Origin of the sequence: Streptococcus infantis (genome assembly GCF_001579645.1) — a bacterium.
In the GTDB taxonomy this organism is placed as follows: Bacteria; Bacillota; Bacilli; order Lactobacillales; family Streptococcaceae; genus Streptococcus; species Streptococcus infantis_E.
This window is the reverse complement of sequence record NZ_KQ970821.1, coordinates 30572-51217: the sequence shown is the minus strand read 5'-3', so window position 1 is coordinate 51217 and position 20646 is coordinate 30572. Positions and strand designations below refer to the sequence as shown.

17 protein-coding genes and 1 pseudogene are annotated in these 20646 nt (G+C 40.2%); all 18 read left to right on the top strand.

Features of this window, described 5'->3' with window-relative positions:
- Positions 1–224: 224 nt before the first annotated feature.
- A pseudogene (locus SINDD18_RS06645) lies at positions 225–3122 on the top strand (DEAD/DEAH box helicase family protein); the annotation flags it as partial.
- Complete coding sequence (locus tag SINDD18_RS06640) at positions 3122–4726, top strand: HsdM family class I SAM-dependent methyltransferase (protein ID WP_061863550.1); 1605 nt, start codon at positions 3122–3124, stop codon at positions 4724–4726. The pseudogene SINDD18_RS06645 and the gene SINDD18_RS06640, both read left to right, overlap by 1 nt.
- Positions 4719–6008, top strand: coding sequence for a restriction endonuclease subunit S (locus SINDD18_RS06635; protein WP_061863549.1), 1290 nt, complete (start codon positions 4719–4721; stop codon positions 6006–6008). The genes SINDD18_RS06640 and SINDD18_RS06635 overlap by 8 nt, the downstream gene beginning before the upstream one ends.
- 14 nt (positions 6009–6022) lie before the next feature.
- Positions 6023–7297 carry a DUF262 domain-containing protein gene (locus SINDD18_RS06630; protein WP_081108282.1) on the top strand — a complete coding sequence of 425 codons (1275 nt, stop codon included), beginning with the start codon at positions 6023–6025 and terminating at the stop codon, positions 7295–7297.
- Between the two features lie 5 nt (positions 7298–7302).
- Positions 7303–8154, top strand: coding sequence for a hypothetical protein (locus SINDD18_RS06625; protein ID WP_061863547.1), 852 nt, complete (start codon positions 7303–7305; stop codon positions 8152–8154).
- Positions 8155–8295: 141 nt separating this feature from the next.
- Entirely contained in the window at positions 8296–8634 is a 339-nt protein-coding gene (locus SINDD18_RS06620) for a type II toxin-antitoxin system RelE/ParE family toxin (RefSeq protein ID WP_061863546.1), read from the top strand.
- Complete coding sequence (locus tag SINDD18_RS06615; protein WP_061863545.1) at positions 8627–9712, top strand: HigA family addiction module antitoxin; 1086 nt, start codon at positions 8627–8629, stop codon at positions 9710–9712. The genes SINDD18_RS06620 and SINDD18_RS06615 overlap by 8 nt, the downstream gene beginning before the upstream one ends.
- Positions 9713–9852: 140 nt before the next feature.
- On the top strand, positions 9853–10257 hold the full coding sequence (locus SINDD18_RS06610; RefSeq protein WP_061863544.1) for a YbgA family protein: 405 nt from the start codon (positions 9853–9855) through the stop codon (positions 10255–10257).
- Entirely contained in the window at positions 10241–10606 is a 366-nt protein-coding gene (locus tag SINDD18_RS06605; protein ID WP_061863543.1) for a TIGR02328 family protein, read from the top strand. The genes SINDD18_RS06610 and SINDD18_RS06605 overlap by 17 nt, the downstream gene beginning before the upstream one ends.
- Positions 10607–10761: 155 nt before the next feature.
- The gene (locus tag SINDD18_RS06600) at positions 10762–11127 is read left to right on the top strand and encodes a type II toxin-antitoxin system RelE/ParE family toxin (RefSeq protein ID WP_061863542.1); all 366 of its coding nucleotides are present in this window, start codon (positions 10762–10764) and stop codon (positions 11125–11127) included.
- A complete protein-coding gene (locus SINDD18_RS06595; protein WP_049504013.1) occupies positions 11117–11410 on the top strand; it encodes a helix-turn-helix domain-containing protein in 294 nt (97 codons plus the stop codon). The genes SINDD18_RS06600 and SINDD18_RS06595 overlap by 11 nt, the downstream gene beginning before the upstream one ends.
- Positions 11411–11761: 351 nt before the next feature.
- Positions 11762–14011 carry a 5-methyltetrahydropteroyltriglutamate--homocysteine S-methyltransferase gene (gene metE / locus SINDD18_RS06590; protein WP_061863541.1) on the top strand — a complete coding sequence of 750 codons (2250 nt, stop codon included), beginning with the start codon at positions 11762–11764 and terminating at the stop codon, positions 14009–14011.
- 63 nt (positions 14012–14074) lie between these two features.
- On the top strand, positions 14075–14935 hold the full coding sequence (gene metF / locus SINDD18_RS06585) for a methylenetetrahydrofolate reductase [NAD(P)H] (protein ID WP_061863540.1): 861 nt from the start codon (positions 14075–14077) through the stop codon (positions 14933–14935).
- A 340-nt stretch (positions 14936–15275) separates the two neighbouring features.
- On the top strand, positions 15276–17498 hold the full coding sequence (pnp, locus tag SINDD18_RS06580) for a polyribonucleotide nucleotidyltransferase (RefSeq protein ID WP_061863539.1): 2223 nt from the start codon (positions 15276–15278) through the stop codon (positions 17496–17498).
- A 14-nt stretch (positions 17499–17512) separates the two neighbouring features.
- Positions 17513–18130, top strand: coding sequence for a serine O-acetyltransferase (gene cysE / locus SINDD18_RS06575; protein WP_061863538.1), 618 nt, complete (start codon positions 17513–17515; stop codon positions 18128–18130).
- Positions 18131–18141: 11 nt separating this feature from the next.
- Positions 18142–19008, top strand: coding sequence for a GNAT family N-acetyltransferase (locus SINDD18_RS06570; RefSeq protein ID WP_061863537.1), 867 nt, complete (start codon positions 18142–18144; stop codon positions 19006–19008).
- Positions 19009–19011: 3 nt separating this feature from the next.
- Positions 19012–19773, top strand: coding sequence for a nucleoside phosphorylase (locus SINDD18_RS06565; protein WP_061863536.1), 762 nt, complete (start codon positions 19012–19014; stop codon positions 19771–19773).
- A gap of 228 nt (positions 19774–20001) precedes the next feature.
- Positions 20002–20646: class I tRNA ligase family protein (locus SINDD18_RS06560; protein ID WP_153014438.1), on the top strand; the 645-nt coding region annotated here is incomplete at its 3' end.

The following is a 20646-nucleotide window of genomic DNA, read 5'->3' as shown; positions in this document are numbered from 1 at the left end:
ATAAAATAAAGATTTTCTCTTTTTAAATATCTTCTCTTGAACTGTATTATCCCAGATAATGTTTTTATCTTTGATTTGTAGCGTGGCTTCTAGTATATTGTTCATATGGTCATCATCCTTTTGTTTTAGGTTTAGGCGCTTTTAATATAATGGATGTTGGCCTTTTTGTATACACTAAAATAGGGTTGGTGGAAAATTTCCATCAACCCTAAAAATTATAGAACCAATTTAATAACTACTTGACAGAGGAAGACTTCGAGAGAGAACTTGCTAACATCAAGCTAGAGTTGGATCAAAATGATTTGGGACGGGCTTTTTACAAACGAATCAGTGGAGAAACAAGCACGACCTATATTGACTGGGAAAATCCTGAAGCTAATACCTTCCATCTAGCCCTTGAAGTTACTTGCCAAAATGGTCAGGATGAATTCCGCCCAGATATTGTTATTTTTATCAATGGTTTGCCTCTTTCTTATATCGAAGTCAAACAGCCAAATGCTGTCCGAGATGGGAAGACTGGAATCCAGTCTGAGCAAGACAGAACCAGATACCGTTTTGAAAATCGTAAGTTCCGTCGCTTCAACAATATCACCCAGTTGATAGCCCTCTCTGATAACTTGCCTTACATCAGTGGCCAAGGTCAGCAAAAACAGGGTTCTTATTACGGTTCGAACGCCTATTCAAAAACCAAGTTTAATGCCTTCAAGGAAGAAAGAGAAGAAGATTTCCTTCATTCCTTTGCCACGCTAACGGAGAACCAAATTGACTTCGTCTTAGAAGATATGAATCGTTTTGCCCTCAAATCTCAACCAGAGTTTACAACAAACCTGAACCCTGATACACCTTGTAATGCCTTTCTATCTTCCTTGTACCAGAAGGAACGCTTGCTCTTTATGCTTCATTTTGGTCTGGTCTATGTTGAAGAACAAAGCAAGGATGGGCAGATGCAACTGCAGAAGCACGTCATGCGTTATCCTCAGTATTTTGCGACACGTGCTATCGAAGAAACGATCGCAAAAGGTGTTAAGAAAGGGGTTATCTGGCATACCCAAGGTTCAGGTAAGACTGCATTGGCTTTCTTCAATATCCGCTATCTGACCAACTATTTCTCAAAAGAGGGAATCGTTCCTCAGTTTTACTTTGTCGTGGATCGTCTGGACTTGGCAGACCAAGCTTTTAAAGAGTTTACTAAACGAGGGCTCAAGGTTAAGCGAATCAATAACCCTCAGGAACTCAATCAAAAACAAGACGGCTATAATGTAGCTGTGGTTAATATCCAGAAGTTTAAGGATGATTCAGACTTAACTGACCGCTCTGGCTATGACCTCAATCGTCAAAATGTCTATTTTATCGATGAAGCCCACCGTTCATACAATGAACGAGGTTCTTACCTGCCAAATCTCTATCAGGCTGATACCAAGGCTATTAAGATTGCTTTGACTGGAACCCCTCTCATCACCTATAAGAAAGATGGGAAGACCAAGGAAAGTCATGCGACCACGCGTGATATCTTTGGGGACTACATCCACAAATATTACTACAACCAGTCTATCGATGACGGCTTTACCCTACGCTTAATGCGAGAAGATATCGAGACGTCTTATAAGGATAATCTCAGATCTATCAACGAAGAAATCCAACGTGGCGACCTGTCCAAAGAAGCTATCTTTGCCCATCCGCATTACGTAGAGCCCATGCTGGACTTTATCATCGAAGACTTCAATCGTGCTCGTGATTTGGTCTTTGATGATCAGACCATTGGTGGCATGATTGTCTGTGATTCGTCCAAACAGTCGCGTGAGCTTGAAAAGCAATTAGAAGAACGTCGTCAAGCTGGCTCAACCAAGTTGACTTCGGTTCTTATCCTCCATGACGAGGGAGACAAGGAAGAAAAGAAGGACAAGGTAGATGCCTACAAGGAAGGCAAGATTGATCTTATCATCGTCTACTCCATGCTCCTGACAGGTTTTGATGCACCTCGTCTCAAACGACTCTATCTAGGGCGCAAGATCAAGGCTCATAATCTTTTGCAAACTCTAACACGTGTCAATCGTCCATACAAGGACTATCTCTTTGGCTATGTCATCGACTTTGCGGATATTTCTAAGGAGTTTGACAAGACCAATCGTGCCTATCTGGAAGAACTCAACCAAGAGTATGATACGGCTCTGACTGGGGAAAATGGCGAGGATGTCTTTGGCTCGCTCTTTGTGTCAGCAGATGAGATTTCTCAAGAGTTGAGCAAGACCGAGCATATCCTCATAGACTATCCAACGGACAATCTAGAGTACTTCTCCCAAGCTATCAATGACATCAAGGATAAGAAGCAGTTAATCGACCTTCGCAAGGCCTTGGAGTCTGTCAAGCAGTACTACAATATCGCCCGTCTCCTAGGCTACGATCACCTGCTCCAGCAGATTGACATTGCTCAGATTGCAACCCTGCTCAATGTCCTCTCTAGACGCATGCTGACACTGTCTCTGATCGATAAACCAGACGACTTCTCTAGTCGGACTCTTTTAAATCTTGCTATGTCTGAGACCAGCTTTAGCTTTGTCAAGATTTCAGAAGAAGAACTCCGACTAGCAGCTAATGACCTGGAAGACTTGAAACGTCGAGTTGCAAGTGGGATTAAAAACCAACGTGATGAAAAGGATCCGGAGTGGGTCTCTCTCTACGAAGAATTCCAGCGCATCATGAAAAAACATTACATCCATGGGCAAGAAGGCTTCACCATGGAAAATATCAAAGAAACCCAAAAAGACTATGAAGAACTCTTTAAGTCTGTGGAGGACTATCATACTCGTATGAGACGTCTAACCATAAACTTTAACGGAGATGAGATGGCAGCCCGATCCTATAAGCACGTGACCAACTCAACCATGGTCAGTGACTTTCCTGCTATCTACCATGTCATCAAGGGTTCTAAAGTCAGACTGGATCGTAAAATCGGTCAAAACCAAGGAGTGCTCGATAACGAGGACTTCCTCAAGAAGATGATTCGGGAAGAAGCTCGGATTGAAATGAAAACCAACCAATCTGCAAGTAGTTTGACAAGAGAGGATTTTAATTATATCGTCGAGTCACTATTTGAAGGATATGAAGAGGAATACCAACACTAATGAATGAAACGTACAAAGTCCAAGTCCAAGGCTTGGTAGATGATTTGAAAGCTGTCTTTACCCACGCGGGATTAGGAGGAGAAGCGGGTGAATACAAACTCCTCACCCAGTCCTTCCTCTACAAATTTTTAAATGACAAGTTTTTGTATCAAGCCAAGGTCCTAGATGAGTCCAACACATATGAAAACTTGCTGGCTATGAGTGAGGAAGACTATGACTGGCTCTTAGAGGACATCGGTACTAGCACAGCTTGGCTCAAGCCTGACCAGTTGATCGAAAGTCTTCACCGTCAGCAAAACGAGGCGACTTTTTACGAAACTTTTGAAAATACTCTTAATCAGATCGCCATTGACAATAACGATATCTTTTCTGTCTATACAGACGGCGACACAGCCATACGTCTCTTTGATGAGCGTTTGATTACTGATACTATCTCAGATAGTAGTAAACGGAACGAGGTGGCAAAGGCCATCATCAATCTTCTTGCGCGCGTCAAGTTTGATGAGACCATTTTTTCACAAGGTTTTGACTTTTTCTCTACCCTCTTTGAGTACATGATCAAGGATTATAACAAAGACGGTGGTGGCAAGTATGCTGAGTACTACACGCCTCACTCTGTTGCTAAGATTATCGCTGATATCTTGGTGGGTGATGATAAGCCTCAAAACGTGCGCATCTATGACCCGTCAGCTGGTTCGGGTACCTTGCTCATGAATTTGGCTAGTCGTATTGGTGTGGATAAGACTACTGTCTATAGTCAGGATATCTCGCAAAAATCATCTAATCTCCTCCGTCTTAATCTGATTTTGAACGGACTTCAACACTCCATTCATAATATCGTACAGGGAAATACCATCACTGCCAACCGCCATCCTGAAAAGATGGACTATATCGTCTCCAATCCTCCTTTTAAGCTGGACTTTTCAGAGTGGCGTGACCAAGTGGAGATCTTGCCAGAAGCTAGTGAGCGTTTCTTTGCAGGTGTGCCCAAGATTCCAGCCAAATCTAAGGACAAGATGGCGATTTACGAGCTTTTTGTCCAGCATATCATCTACTCCTTGAAGCCAGATGGTCAAGCAGCCGTTGTCCTACCGACAGGATTTATTACGGCCCAGTCAGGGATTGATAAGGCTATCCGTCAACACTTGGTGGACAATCAAATGTTGGCTGGTGTCGTTTCGATGCCGTCCAATATCTTTGCGACAACAGGTACCAACGTCTCCATCCTCTTTATTGATAAGAAAAACAAGGGCGAAGTCGTTCTCATCGATGCCTCAAACCTCGGAACCAAGGTCAAGGAAGGTAAGAACCAAAAGACCGTACTGTCTCCTGAGGAAGAGCAGAAGATTGTCGAGACCTTTATCAAGAAAGAAGCCGTCGAGGACTTTTCTGTCACCGTATCTTATGAGGAAATCAAGGAGAAAAATTATTCTCTCAGTGCGGGTCAATACTTTGACATCAAGATCGACTATGTAGATATCACAGCAGAAGAGTTTGAAACAAAGATGACTGCCTTTCAAGACAAACTCACAGACCTTTTCCAGCAATCACATGCATTGGAGCAGGAGATTGAAGAGCAAATGAAGGGGTTAAAGTATGAGTGAAGTTACTTGGGAAATAACAAGTTTATCTGAACTAGGGACATTTAGTAGAGGTAAATCGAAGCATAGACCTAGGAATGATGCTAGACTATTTGAAGGTGGCAAATATCCTTTGGTACAAACAGGTGATGTTAAAGCTGCAAATCTCTATATAACTAAAAATGATTCGTATTACAATGATTTTGGGTTAAAACAAAGTAAGTTATGGCCAGCTGGCACACTCTGCATCACGATAGCGGCTAATATTGCTGAAACAGCAATTTTATCTTATCCAATGTGTTTCCCAGATAGTATTGTGGGATTTAATGCAAATCCTGAAAAAAGTAGTGAATTATTTGTGTACTATTTCTTTGAATATATTAAGAAAGAAATCCAAAAATCTGCTAGCGGAAGTATCCAAGATAATATAAATATTGACTATTTATCAAAAATGAGAATCAAGGTTCCTGAAAAAGATTATCAGGATAAGATAGTTGAAGTACTATCTTCAATTGATAAAAAGATTCTTTTAAACAACCAAATCAACCAAGAGCTGGAAGCTATGGCTAAGACCCTCTATGACTACTGGTTTGTGCAGTTTGATTTCCCAGACCAGAATGGCAAACCCTACAAATCATCAGGCGGAAAGATGGTCTATCACCCAGAACTCAAACGCGAAATCCCAGAGGGGTGGGGAGTTGAGAAGTTGAAAGATAAGCTTTCAGTCTCACGTGGTATATCATATACAACCGAGAATATAAAAGATAATATCGGAACTCCTATGATTAACCTAGCATCAATTGATATAAATAGAAATTATAAATCTACTGGTCTAAAATATTTTAATGGGGATTATTTAAAAGAAAAGATTGTAAGTGGGGGAGATTTACTAATTGCATGCACGGATTTAACGAGAAATGCTGATATTGTAGGTTCACCTATTATTGTTCCTTTTGATGAACAAAATTATGTCTTCTCTATGGATTTGGCAAAAATAGATTCTAAAGTAGATTATATTAATAAGTACTACCTATACTCAACATTACGTACTGAACATTACCATAATTATATAAAAAACTGGGCGTCTGGAACTAATGTTTTACATTTAAATATAGATGGTATTAATTGGTATTCTATCTCCATTCCTCCAGTTGAGTTGCAAGAGGAATACTCTAAAATTATATTAAAATATAGTAAGAAAACAAATAAAAATATTCAAGAAAACCAACAACTCAGCCAACTTCGCGATTGGCTCTTGCCAATGCTGATGAATGGACAGGTGAAGGTGCAAGATTTTACAATTTAAGTTAAGGAGTGCTTATGTTTTTCTTTTATTTTTTTGCAGACAATGAAATTACTGCAGTGAATACAGAGGAATTAGAGGGCTATGATGGCTCAATTAATGCTTCTAGTGTAGATGATTTTTATAATCAAGTTAAAAGTAATGGTTTAGAAATTTCAGATGAAATTTTAGAAGATGTAGAGGAAGCCTTTGCTGATTTAGATGATGAGGAACAAGATGTTGTTCCTGAAGGCTTTAGAATCAAGCACTGGGTTAGTAATCGTTCATTTGGTGAACTGGTTGATATGTTCAAACATAATGAAATTGAGAAACCTGAAATGCAAAGAAAGTTTGTTTGGACATCACTTAAAAGTTCTAGACTGATTGAATCAATTATACTAGGACTTCCTATACCACCTCTCTTTCTTCTAGAGGTCGATGATAATAGGTACGAAATTATTGATGGTTATCAACGTTTAACTACACTATATAACTTTATAGAGGGACATCCATGGACAGGAATTAAAAGAGATAAAAAAAATATAACAAGTCGGTTATCAAGAAAGAATGTTTTTCCTGAAATTGCTGGAAAATCCTTTAAGGAACTACCAGAGGAGTATCAGCGAAAAATTCGTAGAAGTACGATATCTTTGGTAGAGTTTAAACAGTTGAATCCAGGTGATTTTAGTTCAAAATATTTAATTTTTGAAAGAATTAATACTGGTTCAGAAAAATTAAATGGCATGCAAATAAGAAAGTCGTTAGCTTATGGACCATTTATGGAGTCATTGTATAGCGCTGCGAGTCGATCAGAAAATTACCTATCACTATTTACTTCAACTCAGATTAAAAAAGATCTTCATGTTGAAGCGTTCCTTAGAGTCCTTGCAATGTCAGATATTTACTACGGAAAATTTAAATCTAGCAAACAAGGTATAAAAAATATACTAGATGAATATGGGGAACAAAAGAAATCAGAAAGCATTTCAGAAGAAGTAATTAGCAAATTATTTAGTTCCTTAGATCAGTTATTAGAATTTTTCGAAGCAAAAAAATTATTTAGAAGAGTGAACGCGAATCGAGATATTGAAGGGATTTTAAATTTTGGTATTTTGGAATCTCTGTTAGGTGTTATGGTATTTGGTGGATATAAACTTCCTGATAATTTTAATGATAAGTATATCAATCATATGGGACAGTTATTTGATGGTTATCTATTAGATGAGTCGCATAATCCATTTTCAACAAGTACAGGTAGTGTATTATCAATTAAAAAGAGATTTGAAATTTTTGAAGGTATACTAGAAAAATAACTATCATGATTGATTTTATTGAATTTAAAGAGCGATTGTTAAGTTTAAAGGAAACATTGAGGAGAGTAAAGAAAATAAATGGAAGTCTTGCTGATGAACCGGAGAAGCATCGACATTTTGCTACTGAAATTGAAATTTCTTATGCGGATTTGAGAAATATATATGAATCAAGTGAATTAAATTTAATGATTGAATACTACACCTTTTCAGAGCAACTAGTAAAAGAATTAGTATTTTCAATATTGACAGTCGAATCATCGAAAGAAAATAAACACTTGGAAAAATTTCTAAAAAATAGTTTTCGTAGAAATAGATATAGTCCAAAATCGGAGTTTAAAGATATAAAGGATATTTTAGACAAGTATATCCAGACTAATAATGAAAAAATCAAATTTTTATTATTTAATACTGATAGTGACTTTACGAAAATACATGATTCATTGATTAGAGCAAGACATAGTTATGCACATAATAGTAAGAAACCTGATTTTAGTATTTCTGAATATGTTGAGAGATCTATACCTAGTTTGGATTTCTTATTAAACGAATTTATTAATATTGAAAGCAATTTAGAATCAAGATTGTCGTTACAAAAACTTATAATTGAAACCTATAATAAGAAAAAACAGCTGGATAAACTTGATATCCGAGCTTCTAACTATAAAAATTCTTTGAAAGATTTTAAGAACAAATTAAAAAGTATTGTGAATTATCAAGATCAGTTAGAATCTACTTCAAGCATTTATACTGAAATTTTTGAACAGTCCGAAAAATATAGAACCTTAGATTTGAGGTTATCAAAAAGTACCTTAAAAACTAAATTAGAAGAAATTAAATTTGTATTAAAACATGAGTAAGCAGTGTTTGAAGATTTATGTTAGTTCTAAAAGCTGAAATTCAAAAGTCCCAGCCAAATCAATTTTTGGCTGGTTTTTATTGTCTAAAAATGATACAATTAAATTACCTAAAAGGTAATTTAATTTAACAGAAAGGGATATATGAAGCTTATCTATACAAATAAAACTGTTAAAAAGCAGTGCACAGAGCTGAGGCAGGCGAAAAAGGATTTTTCGGATAAGATTGCTGTAAAGTTGCATCAGTTGATTACCTTTTTGGAAGCTGCAGATTCTTTGGCCAGTGTGATAGCTTTTCCTAAATATCACTTTCACCAACTCAAGGGGAAGAGACAGGGACAGTTTGCTTTGGATATAGATGGTCGAAGGAGTTCCTATCGGTTGATTGTAGAATTTCGTGAGGAGGATCTAGAAAAGCTATTTCCTAGTCCTGTTGAAATCGAAATCCTAAAAATAGAGGAGGTCAGCAATCACTATGAGTAAAAAAATTGTTGAATACAAAGACCTGATTGCTTTTCATCCAGGTCAGTATGTTGAAGAGTTGATTGAAGATTATAACGTAACTCAGAAAGAATTTGCGGATCGCTTAGGAGTATCGGCAAAGACTGTCAGCAAGCTCGTCAATGCTGAGGAGTCCATCAGTAAAGAAACGGCACATAAGCTTGCCAAGCTAAGCGGGGTTTCCATGCAAACTTGGCTCAATCTTCAGAATGCTTACGATGTAAAAGTTGCAGAGATTGTAGAACAAAAAGAGCTAGAAGAAGGTAGCGAGAAAGAAATCTGTGAAATGATAGATTTCAAGTATTTTAAGGAAGAAGGCTACGTGCCAGACAAACGCTATAGCTTGAAGGAAAAGATTATCGAACTTCGCAAGATTCTAGGTGTGGCAAGTTTAGAAAACCTTACATCTTTTAACCATCTAGTCAGCTATCGTAATACGCGTGAGTTTACAATTAAAAGTATAGTAAACTCTAATATCATGCTGGAGTTGGCGTCTAAAAAAGCGCGTGATGTAACAACTACCAAGCTCAATCGCAAAAAGTTAGAGAAAAGCTTGCCTGCCTTGAGAGTGTTGACTAGACAGGACCCAGAAGCCTTTCCTCAACGCTTGTACGATATCTTGTTAGACTGTGGTGTTGTCTTAGTCGGTTTACCTGCTTTGCCAAATGCCAATTTGAATGGAGCGACTAAAAAATTCAGCAATGGTAGTGCCTTGCTTTTACTTACGGATAGAAACAAAGCATCAGATATTTTCTGGTTCTCACTTTTTCATGAAATTGGGCACATTCTTGAGAACGATTTTTCATCTGATGATGGAAATAGCGAAAGCTACCGACGTTCTGAGGAAAGGGCAGATCAGTTTGCAAAAGATTTCTTGATTAGTCCAGAAGATTATCAGACTTTTATCAAAAAAGGAAATTTTGATAAGTCGGATATTCTAGATTTTGCAGAGGAGATAGATATTCATCCGAGCGTCGTTTTAGGCAGATTACAAAATGAGGGGATTCTCAGTTTTGACCGTTTCCGAGAACTAAAAGAAAATTATTACTTTGTTTCATGAGTCGCAGGAAGTTTTTAAAGATGAAAAAAGCTTCATACGGCTAGTACTTAGAACTTCTTTATTCGCTCATAATTCGCTCATTTTATAGATATAACTTTGTTTCCGTATTTCCTGGGAACTAGTAGAAAGTTAGGAGAAATATGGAAAATAACAACCAACGTGCCCTTTGTCAGCAACTCTGGGCGGAAAATAAATACCTCGTTTTGAGCCATTCCAGCAATATTTACAAGGACATTCGTCAGTATCTCAAGCAAGAAGTGGTGGAGGTGAGTCAGGTTCAAGAGATGATTGACCGTGCCTGCCAGATTCCAGAGCACAGGGGTCAGGTTTGCAATGCTTTTCAGCATATTTGGGGCTATTTTAAAAAGAAAGCGACTGATGCTGAGCGTAAGGACTATATGTTTTTACTGGAGCGTTATCACTCTGGTCATGCCACCAAAGAAGACTTGATTGCTCAGACGAGAGATTTGCTTGAACGATACCCAAATGCATATCTGCAACATTCTACTTTGCTGAAAGGAGACTCCCATGAGACTTTGGCATGAGGCTTTGATTTCACAACTTCCCCGTCCTCAGCTCTTGGGGCAGCATCGAGAGTGCTGTGCCCTTCGTGGCAATGGATGGGGCAGAAAGCATGCGACGGTGGACTATGTCTTTACCCACTCGCCCTATCGTCTCTATGCCTATCATGACTTGATCATGGAGGAGATGGGCGACCGTGGCTACAAAGTCAGTCCGGAGTGGCTGGATAAGAACTATCGTGGCAAGACCTGCCCTCCTTATCAAGACTTAGCAGAGGAAAAGCTGAAAAGTCCTATTTATAGTGAGCACGACCAGGCCTACTATGAGGAGTGTCTGGCTAATCTCCGTGACAAGGGGATAGAGCTGGAGTAAGAGTCAGGATTAACTCTAATTTAGAACTCTTTTCGTATTTTTTCGAATAATAAAAATGAGACCTTTAGAATGATTCTAAGGTCTTCTTTTTATGAATATTTGGATTTACTTTCAATAACTTTTAAGTTATAATTAAATTAAAAAGAGGTTGCTTGGTGCACACGATTTACTTCTATAAGGACAAAAATGGAAATGAGCCAGTCTTGGATTATATGAGAGAATTGGCCTGTCGTAAAAGTAAGGATAGTCGCATAAAACTCAATAAACTAAACGACTATATCGAGCTACTTAGTCAGCATGGGACTAGAGCTGGTGAACCCTATATTAAACATTTAGAAGATGAGATATGGGAACTAAGACCTCTTCGGGATAGGATTTTATTTGTCGCTTGGCTTGATGGGAGTTTTGTTCTTTTACATCATTTTGTCAAAAAGACTCAAAAGACTCCTAGAAGAGAAATTGAAAAAGCCAAGCGTGAACTGAAGGACTTAAAAGAAAGAGGATTAAGTGATGAAAAATAGTGCTATTGGAAGTAACTGGAAGGATGTCCGGTCTCAACTCTTCACCAAGGAGGAAATCCTTGAAAGTGATATGCGGGTGGCAATCATGAGTGAATTGATTGAGGCTAGACGTGAGCAAGGAATTAGTCAGAAAAAGCTAGAAGAACTCAGTGGAGTGAGCCAGCCTGTCATAGCTAGAATGGAAACAGGTAAGACTAGCCCTCAGTTAGATACCGTCTTAAAAGTTTTAGCCAGTTTAGGAAAGACACTAGCAGTCGTTCCGCTGGAACAGGAAAAAGGTTGATAGGGATGAAATTACTTGGTTTGCTAAAATCATCCACCGGATAATTTTACCTCCCGTCCGCACTTTTTAGGGAAATATCAGAATTACAAAAGAAATATCAACCTATAGTCTTTTCTAATACCAAGCCATAGGTAGTTGTCAGTTCACTATTGTTTTGCGCAGAACACAGCAACCTTAAAAGGCTACTAATCTATATCTATCAAAGGATTTGTGGAATCTTCTCCAAATCTTTTTTTGTCTTTTAAATCGAGATATAGTTTCAAACTATATCAAAGCCTAATTTTTTACAATTATACAGACAGTTTCTTTTCTGTTAAGATAGTTTCAACAACAATTTTTGGAGGACAAAACATGTCAACTACAATTATCGGTTTCCCTCGTTTGGGTGAATTCCGCGAATTAAAATTTACAACTGAAAAATACTTTAGAAAAGAAATCTCAGAAGAAGAACTCTTGGCTGCGGCTAAAGAATTGCGTGCAAAACACTGGAACATCGTCAAAGAAAAAGGCATCACTGAAATCCCATCAAATGACTTTTCTCACTATGACAACTTCCTAGACGCTGCTTTCCTTTTCAACGTAGTTCCTGCATCTGTTCAAAACTTGGAATTGTCTGATCTTGAACGTTACTTTGCTTTGGGACGTGGTTACCAAGGAGAAAAAGGGGATGTTCGTGCCCTTCCGATGAAGAAATGGTTCAACACTAACTACCACTACATCGTTCCTAAATTTGAAAAAGACACTAAAGTAAAATTGGCTGGCCACAAGATTTTCGATGAGTTCCAAGAAGCTAAAGAACTTGGTCTTAACACTCGTCCTGTCCTTGTAGGTCCATTCACTTTCCTTCAATTATCAGACTATGAAGAAGGAGTGAAAGCAGAAGACTTCGTAGATAGCTTAGTAGCTGCTTACCAAGATGTTTTTGCAAAATTGGCTGAACTTGGTGCAACTCGTATCCAACTCGATGAAGCCGCTCTTGTCAAAGACTTGACAGAAGAAGAAAAAGCACTCTTCTTGAACATCTACAACAAGCTTTTGGCTGACAAGAAAGGTCTTGAAGTTTTGCTTCAAACTTACTTCGGAGACGTTCGTGACGTCTATGCTGACCTTGTCAAATTGCCAGTAGATGCGATCGGTCTTGACTTCGTTGAAGGTAAGAAAACTCTTGAGCTCGTTAAAGGTGGCTTCCCAGCTGACAAGACTCTTTATGCAGGTATTGTTAATGGTAAGAACATCTGGCGCAACAACTACGAAAAGAGCTTGGCTGTTCTTGAGCAAATCCCGGCTGAAAACATCGTCTTGACAAGCTCATGTTCACTTCTTCATGTGCCATTTACAACTGCTAATGAAGAATTTGAACCAGCTATCTTGAACCACTTTGCATTTGCAGTTGAAAAATTGGATGAGATCCGTGACTTGGATGCTATCCGCAACGGTCAAGGTGCAGAAGCTCTTGCGGCTAACAAAGAACTCTTTGCGACTGAACGTGTTGGTGAAAATGCGGAACTTCGTGCTCGTATCGCTGGATTGACTGACGCAGACTACACTCGTTTGCCAGCCTTTGCTGAACGTGAAGCAATCCAAGAAGATGCCTTCAAACTTCCAGCCCTTCCAACAACAACTATCGGTTCATTCCCTCAAACCAAGGAAGTTCGTGCTAAACGTTTGGCCTTCCGTAAGGGTGAATTGTCACAAGAAGAATACGATGCCTTCCTTGCTGAGACTATCGACGAATGGATCAAATGGCAAGAAGAAGTTGGATTTGACGTGCTTGTACACGGTGAATTCGAGCGTAATGACATGGTTGAGTACTTCGGTCAAAACTTGTCAGGTTACCTCTTCTCTAAGAATGGTTGGGTACAATCATACGGTATGCGTGGGGTTAAACCACCAATCATCTGGGGTGATGTGACTCGTCTCAACCCTATCACTGTCAAATGGTCTAGCTACGCACAAAGCCGTACGGACAAACCTGTTAAAGGTATGTTGACTGGACCTGTTACCATCCTTAACTGGTCATTCCCACGTGAAGACATCTCTATCAAGGATTCTACTCTTCAAATCGCTCTTGCAATCAAGGATGAAGTTCTTGACCTTGAAGCTGCAGGCGTGAAAATCATCCAAATCGACGAGGCTGCTCTTCGTGAGAAATTGCCACTCCGTCGTAGCGACTGGTACGAAGACTACCTTGACTGGGCTATTCCAGCCTTCCGCTTGGTACACTCAACAGTAGCACCAGACACACAAATTCACACTCACATGTGTTACTCAGAATTTACAGATATCATCCCAGCTATCGACAACATGGATGCAGACGTTATCTCATTTGAAGCTAGCCGTTCAAACCTTGAAATCTTGGACGAACTCAAAGCGAAAAACTTCCAAACAGAAGTTGGACCTGGGGTTTACGATATCCACTCACCTCGTGTGCCTAACGAAGGCGAAATCGACCACACAATCGAAGCTATCCTTGCGAAAGTACCTAGCAAGAAAGTTTGGATCAACCCTGACTGTGGTTTGAAAACACGTGGTATTCCAGAAACGAAAGAAAGCTTGATCCGCCTTGTAGAAGCTGCCAAAGCTGCGCGTGAGAAATTGTAAGAAAAGACAGTTCTCTCTACACGGTTGATCAGTAAGAAATCAACTAGAAAAAGGTTATTACATATGTCGCGTCAAACACCGTCACTCTCATTTGAAGTTTTCCCTCCAAACCCAGAAGTAGGCAATGACAAAATTATTGCAGCCCTGAAAGACATGCAGGGCTTGGCACCACACTTCATCAGTGTGACTGCTAGTAATAATAAATTTAATATCAAAGAGACGACGGTTCGTTTGGCAGACTATATCCAAAATGACTTGGAGATCCCAACCATTGCTCACTTGCCAGCTATCTATTTGACTAAGGATAAGGTGGCTGAGACCATTGCGGATTTGGATAAAGTTGGTGTTCAGAAAATCTTGGCTTTACGTGGGGATATCATTCCAGGTGTTGAGCCACAGAAGGATTTTCGTTACGCTACAGACTTGATTGAGTTTATCACTGAACAGGCACCGCATTTTGATATTGTTGGGGCTTGTTACCCAGAAGGGCACCCGGATTCGCCAAACCAAATCTCAGATATCCAAAATCTCAAGAGAAAAGTGGATGCAGGCTGTTCAAGTCTTGTCACTCAGCTTTTCTTTGACAATGAGCGTTTCTACGATTTCCAAGACAAGTGTACCTTGGCTGGGATTGATGTGCCCATTCATGCAGGGATCATGCCAATTCTTAACCGTAACCAAGCGCTTCGTCTCTTGAAGACTTGTGAGAATATCCATCTTCCTCGGAAGTTTAAGGCTATCTTGGACAAGTATGAGAATGACCCTGAGTCACTCAGAGCAGCAGGACTTGCTTATGCCGTTGACCAAATCGTGGACTTGGTAACGCAAGACGTAGCAGGCGTGCATCTCTACACCATGAACAACGCAGACACTGCTCAGTACATCCACCAAGCAACCCATGCCTTGTTCAATCATCAACCCTAAAATAATCAAAAGCAAACCATTCTACTTTTCATAGCAGAATGGTTCCTTTTTTATAGAAAAGACCGTACTTTTTAAGAAAAATATGATAAAATATACTCTGTACGTACTTGATACAAAGATGAGGGTATTTAGGTTATAAAGGTTGCGAAAACGAAACTCTAAATCTCCAAAATATCATGAGTAATTGAACACGCCTACAACTCTGTGGAAAAAGATAAATCTACCTAGGAGCATTCGCTCCGTCGTTCGATTTCCTATTTTCCTTTGAGTTGCTTAACGGCTTAGTATCTTGATTTTTGTAGGCAAGGCGTATAATTTTATCAATCCAAAGGGGATTAAAATGACAAAACAAGTGTTTCAAACGACTTTTGCGGGTCGTGAGTTGATCGTAGAGACTGGTCAGGTTGCTAAGCAAGCAAATGGCTCTGTTGTCGTGCGTTACGGTGAGTCAACTGTCTTGACTGCTGCCGTTATGTCTAAGAAGATGGCAACTGGGGATTTCTTCCCGCTTCAAGTCAACTACGAAGAAAAAATGTATGCGGCTGGGAAATTTCCTGGTGGCTTTATGAAACGTGAAGGACGTCCTTCAACAGATGCGACATTGACAGCGCGTCTGATCGACCGTCCAATCCGTCCAATGTTTGCGGAAGGTTTCCGTAACGAAGTGCAAGTGATCAACACAGTTCTTTCTTACGATGAAAATGCATCTGCACCAATGGCAGCTATGTTTGGTTCATCATTGGCGCTTTCTATCTCAGATATTCCATTTGATGGCCCAATCGCTGGAGTACAAGTAGGTTATGTGGATGGCCAAATCATCATCAACCCAACGCAAGAACAAGCAGAGCAATCGCTTCTTGAATTGACAGTAGCTGGTACCAAGCACGCTATCAACATGGTAGAGTCTGGTGCCAAAGAATTGTCAGAAGAAATCATGTTGGAAGCTCTTCTCAAAGGACACGAAGCTGTCAAAGAATTGATTGCCTTCCAAGAAGAAATCGTTGCGGCAGTTGGTAAAGAAAAAGCAGAAGTAGAATTGCTTCATGTAGATGCTGACTTGCAAGCCGAAATCATCGCAGCCTACAACAGTGACCTTCAAAAAGCTGTTCAAGTTGAAGAAAAATTGGCTCGTGAAGCTGCAACTCAAGCAGTGAAAGATCAAGTCACAGCAGTTTACGAAGAAAAATATGCAGACCACGAAGAATTTGATCGTATTATGCGTGATGTGGCTGAAATCTTGGAACAAATGGAACACGCAGAAGTGCGCCGTTTGATCACAGAAGACAAGGTTCGTCCTGACGGCCGTAAGGTCGATGAAATCCGTCCTTTGGATGCGGTTGTTGACTTCCTTCCTCGCGTTCACGGTTCAGGTCTCTTCACTCGTGGACAAACTCAGGCTCTTTCTATCTTGACTTTGGCGCCAATGGGTGAAACGCAAATCATCGATGGTTTGGATCCAGAGTACAAGAAACGCTTTATGCACCACTATAACTTCCCACAATACTCTGTTGGTGAAACTGGACGTTACGGTGCGCCTGGTCGTCGTGAAATCGGTCACGGTGCCCTCGGTGAGCGTGCCCTTGCTCAAGTCTTACCAAGCTTAGAAGAATTTCCATATGCCATCCGTTTGGTAGCTGAGGTCTTGGAATCAAACGGTTCTTCATCTCAAGCATCTATCTGTGCGGGAACACTTGCCCTTATGGCTGGCGGTGTGCCAATCAAGGCTCCTGTAGCAGGTATTGCTATGGGTCTCATCTCAGATGGAAACAACTACACAGTATTGACAGATATCCAAGGTTTGGAAGACCACTTTGGAGACATGGACTTTAAGGTTGCAGGTACTCGTGACGGGATTACAGCCCTTCAAATGGATATCAAGATCCAAGGGATTACTGCAGAAATCTTGACTGAAGCTCTTGCCCAAGCCAAGAAAGCTCGTTTTGAAATCCTTGACGTGATTGAAGCAACGATTCCAGAAGTACGTCCAGAATTGGCTCCAACTGCACCGAAAATTGATACCATCAAGATTGATGTTGATAAGATCAAGATTGTCATCGGTAAAGGTGGAGAAACAATCGATAAGATTATCGCTGAAACAGGCGTTAAGATTGATATCGACGAAGAAGGTAACGTATCTATCTACTCTAGCGACCAAGATGCCATCAACCGTGCTAAAGAAATCATTGCTGGTTTGGTTCGTGAAGCTAAAGTGGACGAAGTCTACCATGCCAAAGTGGTTCGTATCGAGAAATTCGGAGCCTTTGTCAACCTATTTGATAAGACAGATGCCCTTGTACACATCTCTGAAATGGCTTGGACACGTACCAATAATGTAGAAGATTTAGTTCAAATTGGTGATTTTGTAGATGTGAAGGTCATCAAGATCGATGAAAAAGGTCGTGTAGACGCTTCTATGAAGGCACTCTTACCACGTCCTCCAAAACCTGAACGTTCAGAAGAAAAAGGGGAAAAAGGTCATCGTCATGGCGATCGCCCTCGTCACCACCACAAGGACCACAAACCTAAGAAAGAAACTACAGAAACACCAAAAGACTCAGAATAAGAAAGGAAAAATGTATGGGATGGTGGCGTGAAACCATTGATATTGTAAAAGAAAATGATCCAGCGGCTCGCAACACCCTGGAAGTCTTACTGACTTACCCTGGAGTTAAGGCCTTGGCTGCCCACCGTCTCTCTCATTTTCTCTGGAAGCACGGCTTTAAACTCTTGGCTCGGATGCACAGTCAGTTTTGGCGCTTCTGGACTCAGATTGAGATCCATCCGGGCGCTCAGATCGATTCAGGTGTTTTTATCGATCATGGGGGAGGTCTTGTGATTGGAGAGACTGCTATCGTTGAAAAGGGAGTACTCCTCTATCATGGGGTAACCCTTGGTGGGACTGGGAAGGATTGTGGCAAACGCCATCCGACTATTCGTAAAGGTGTTCTCATCTCTGCTCATGCTCAAGTCATTGGACCTGTAGAAATCGGTGAAAATGCCAAGGTCGGTGCTGCAGCGGTTGTTGTGGCAGACGTACCTAGTGATGTAACAGTTGTCGGTATTCCAGCCAAGATTGTCCGTGTTCATGGGCAAAAAGATGAGCTAACTATTCATGAAGTTGAAGAAAAACGTGAATACTACGTCAATAAACTTGAGCATGCTAGAGAAGCCAGTCACAGTTCGTCTGGTTTGTAGAGGATTCCTATATGATTCAAGCAAGAAACAAGTTAAGTCAAGAGGAGCTATCTGAGGCGAAAAAACTAATTAACTGTTGCCAAGCCTATGATGGAACTTATCGTGATCCTTATCTTTCTAACATGCTCAATTTTAACCCCGATATGCCCGCCTTTTTCCTTTATTATGAAAAAGGTGAACTTGTTGGCCTATTAACCGTCTATGCAGATGACCAAGATGTGGAAGTAGCGATCCTGGTCTACCCCAATCATCGTCGTCAAGGAATTGCGCGGGCTTTGTATAGAAGTTTTCAGAAAGAAACGGCATCTTATCCAATTGAGTCTGTGACTTTTCAGACAGAGCGTGTTTTTCTAGAGCGCCATCCTGATTTTGTCAACAACTGGGGACTGGTCGAGGATGAAGAGACAGAAACCTGGTTAGGTAAGGATAGAAGACCTTATCCGTTAGCAACTGTTTCCAATCTGGACGTTTTGTTAGCAGATCGTTCTTATCAGGATCAAATTAGTCAGTTAAAATTTCAGGCATTTTCAGAGGAACATGAATCTAAAGAAGTTGTGGATAGATATATCGCTAAAGCTCTGAAAGATCCAGAAAGTCGCCTATATATTTTATTAAAAAACGGTCAGGTTATTGGAACTTGTACAGTTGATTTATCGAGTAATACGAATTACCTCTATGGTTTAGCAATAGCTGAGCTTGAACGTGGGCAAGGCTACGGAAGCTATCTAGCAAAATCCCTCGTCAACAAACTGATTGAGCAAAATGACAAGGAGTTTCAGATTGCCGTGGAAGATAGCAATGTAGGTGCCAAACGTTTGTATGAAAAAATTGGCTTTGTTAAACAGACCCAGGTGGTTTATCTGAATGCGAAAGAGTAATAAATGCTATTAGAAGAATTTGAAAATGTGCCTGCTGTTATCGAGCCAACAGATCGAAGCCTCCTTAGTGGTGGAGAAATCTGTGATACCATTATCTTGTCTTTTAATGGAGAAATCCTTGAACGAGTAAAGCAGATAGACGGAGTCTATGAAGGTGGCTATCTTACCAATCTAAATGGTAAACTGCCATGGTATATCTATGAAAAAGATGGGAGTAAGGTAGCAGTTGCTATGGCTCTTATTGGAGCTCCAATGGTTGTTGGACTCTTAGAAGAACTCAAAGTAAGAGGATTTAAGAACTTTATCATTTTAGGATCTTGCGGAGTTCTAGACCAGTCTATTCAAGCAGATAAGATTATCCTACCAAGCTCGGCTTTACGTGATGAAGGTACTAGTTATCACTATGCTCCAGCAAGTGATGAAATAGCCTATGAGCAATCTCTACTCTTAACTATGGAAAAAGCCTTGGATAAAGCTGGAATTGAGCATATTCGAACAAAGTCTTGGACCACAGATGCCTTCTATCGTGAGACAGCTGCTAAGGTCAAACGAAGACTAGCAGCAGGAGCTAGAGTTGTAGATATGGAAGCTTCAGCTATCATGGCCTGGGCCCAATATCGACTAGCCAATGTCTATCAATTTTTCTACACAGCTGACTATGTCGACCATCAAAATCACGAATGGGATGCTAGACGCGAGGATAGAAAAGCGGATGCTATGACTTTCTTTGAGATTGCCCTAGTCATTGCTCAAGAGTTAGTTTAGACTAGTCTTTACGATAAATTTGAAACAAGAAAGGAAGGGAGCCTAACGGAAAACATAGCAATAAAACTTCCGTAGTGACTCCCTTCATCTTTTTACTGTATTCTTCTTTTATGTTTAGAAAGGAGCAAGGAAATCCGATTTGTGACAGGCAATCGGACTAAAATTTCGTTGAACAGTTAGTTATGAAAATATCTGTTTATGAATTTTAGCTTTCCTGACTATTATTTTATGATTAAAATCTATGACACTATGTCTCGTGATTTGCGAGAATTTGTCCCAATCGAGGACGGCAAGGTTAAGATGTATGTCTGTGGGCCGACAGTTTATAACTATATCCACGTGGGGAATGCCCGTTCAACAGTAGCCTTCGATACCATTCGTCGCTACTTTGAGTACCGTGGATATGAGGTTGCCTACATTTCAAACTTTACCGATGTGGATGATAAGATTATCAACCGTGCCAAGGAAGAAGGTATCACACCTCAGGAAGTAGCGGACAAGTATATCGCTGCCTTTCGTGAAGATGTGACGGCTTTGGGGGTGAAACCTGCGACTCGTCATCCACGTGTTGTAGAGTTTATGGCTGATATCATCCGCTTTGTGGAAGATTTGATTGAAAAAGGCTATGCTTATGAGAGTCAAGGAGATGTCTATTTTCGTGTAGAAAAATCTCATAACTATGCTAAATTGGCCAATAAAACCCTAGAAGACTTGGAGCTAGGTGCTTCAGGTCGTACAGATGAAGAAACGGCTCGCAAGGAAAATCCTGTAGACTTTGCCCTCTGGAAATCTGCCAAACCAGGTGAGATTTCTTGGGATAGTCCTTGGGGACCTGGTCGTCCAGGCTGGCATATCGAGTGTTCGGTCATGTCA

What these genes read in the sequence shown, in the direction of transcription:
- SINDD18_RS06640 (WP_061863550.1), top strand. Translation starts at nt 3,122, where the DNA reads ATGAATGAAACGTACAAAGTCCAAGTCCAAGGCTTGGTAGATGATTTG.
- SINDD18_RS06635 (WP_061863549.1), top strand. Translation starts at nt 4,719, where the DNA reads ATGAGTGAAGTTACTTGGGAAATAACAAGTTTATCTGAACTAGGGACA.
- SINDD18_RS06630 (WP_081108282.1), top strand. Translation starts at nt 6,023, where the DNA reads ATGTTTTTCTTTTATTTTTTTGCAGACAATGAAATTACTGCAGTGAAT.
- SINDD18_RS06625 (WP_061863547.1), top strand. Translation starts at nt 7,303, where the DNA reads ATGATTGATTTTATTGAATTTAAAGAGCGATTGTTAAGTTTAAAGGAA.
- SINDD18_RS06620 (WP_061863546.1), top strand. Translation starts at nt 8,296, where the DNA reads ATGAAGCTTATCTATACAAATAAAACTGTTAAAAAGCAGTGCACAGAG.
- SINDD18_RS06615 (WP_061863545.1), top strand. Translation starts at nt 8,627, where the DNA reads ATGAGTAAAAAAATTGTTGAATACAAAGACCTGATTGCTTTTCATCCA.
- SINDD18_RS06610 (WP_061863544.1), top strand. Translation starts at nt 9,853, where the DNA reads ATGGAAAATAACAACCAACGTGCCCTTTGTCAGCAACTCTGGGCGGAA.
- SINDD18_RS06605 (WP_061863543.1), top strand. Translation starts at nt 10,241, where the DNA reads ATGAGACTTTGGCATGAGGCTTTGATTTCACAACTTCCCCGTCCTCAG.
- SINDD18_RS06595 (WP_049504013.1), top strand. Translation starts at nt 11,117, where the DNA reads ATGAAAAATAGTGCTATTGGAAGTAACTGGAAGGATGTCCGGTCTCAA.
- metE (WP_061863541.1), top strand. Translation starts at nt 11,762, where the DNA reads ATGTCAACTACAATTATCGGTTTCCCTCGTTTGGGTGAATTCCGCGAA.
- metF (WP_061863540.1), top strand. Translation starts at nt 14,075, where the DNA reads ATGTCGCGTCAAACACCGTCACTCTCATTTGAAGTTTTCCCTCCAAAC.
- pnp (WP_061863539.1), top strand. Translation starts at nt 15,276, where the DNA reads ATGACAAAACAAGTGTTTCAAACGACTTTTGCGGGTCGTGAGTTGATC.
- cysE (WP_061863538.1), top strand. Translation starts at nt 17,513, where the DNA reads ATGGGATGGTGGCGTGAAACCATTGATATTGTAAAAGAAAATGATCCA.
- SINDD18_RS06570 (WP_061863537.1), top strand. Translation starts at nt 18,142, where the DNA reads ATGATTCAAGCAAGAAACAAGTTAAGTCAAGAGGAGCTATCTGAGGCG.
- SINDD18_RS06565 (WP_061863536.1), top strand. Translation starts at nt 19,012, where the DNA reads ATGCTATTAGAAGAATTTGAAAATGTGCCTGCTGTTATCGAGCCAACA.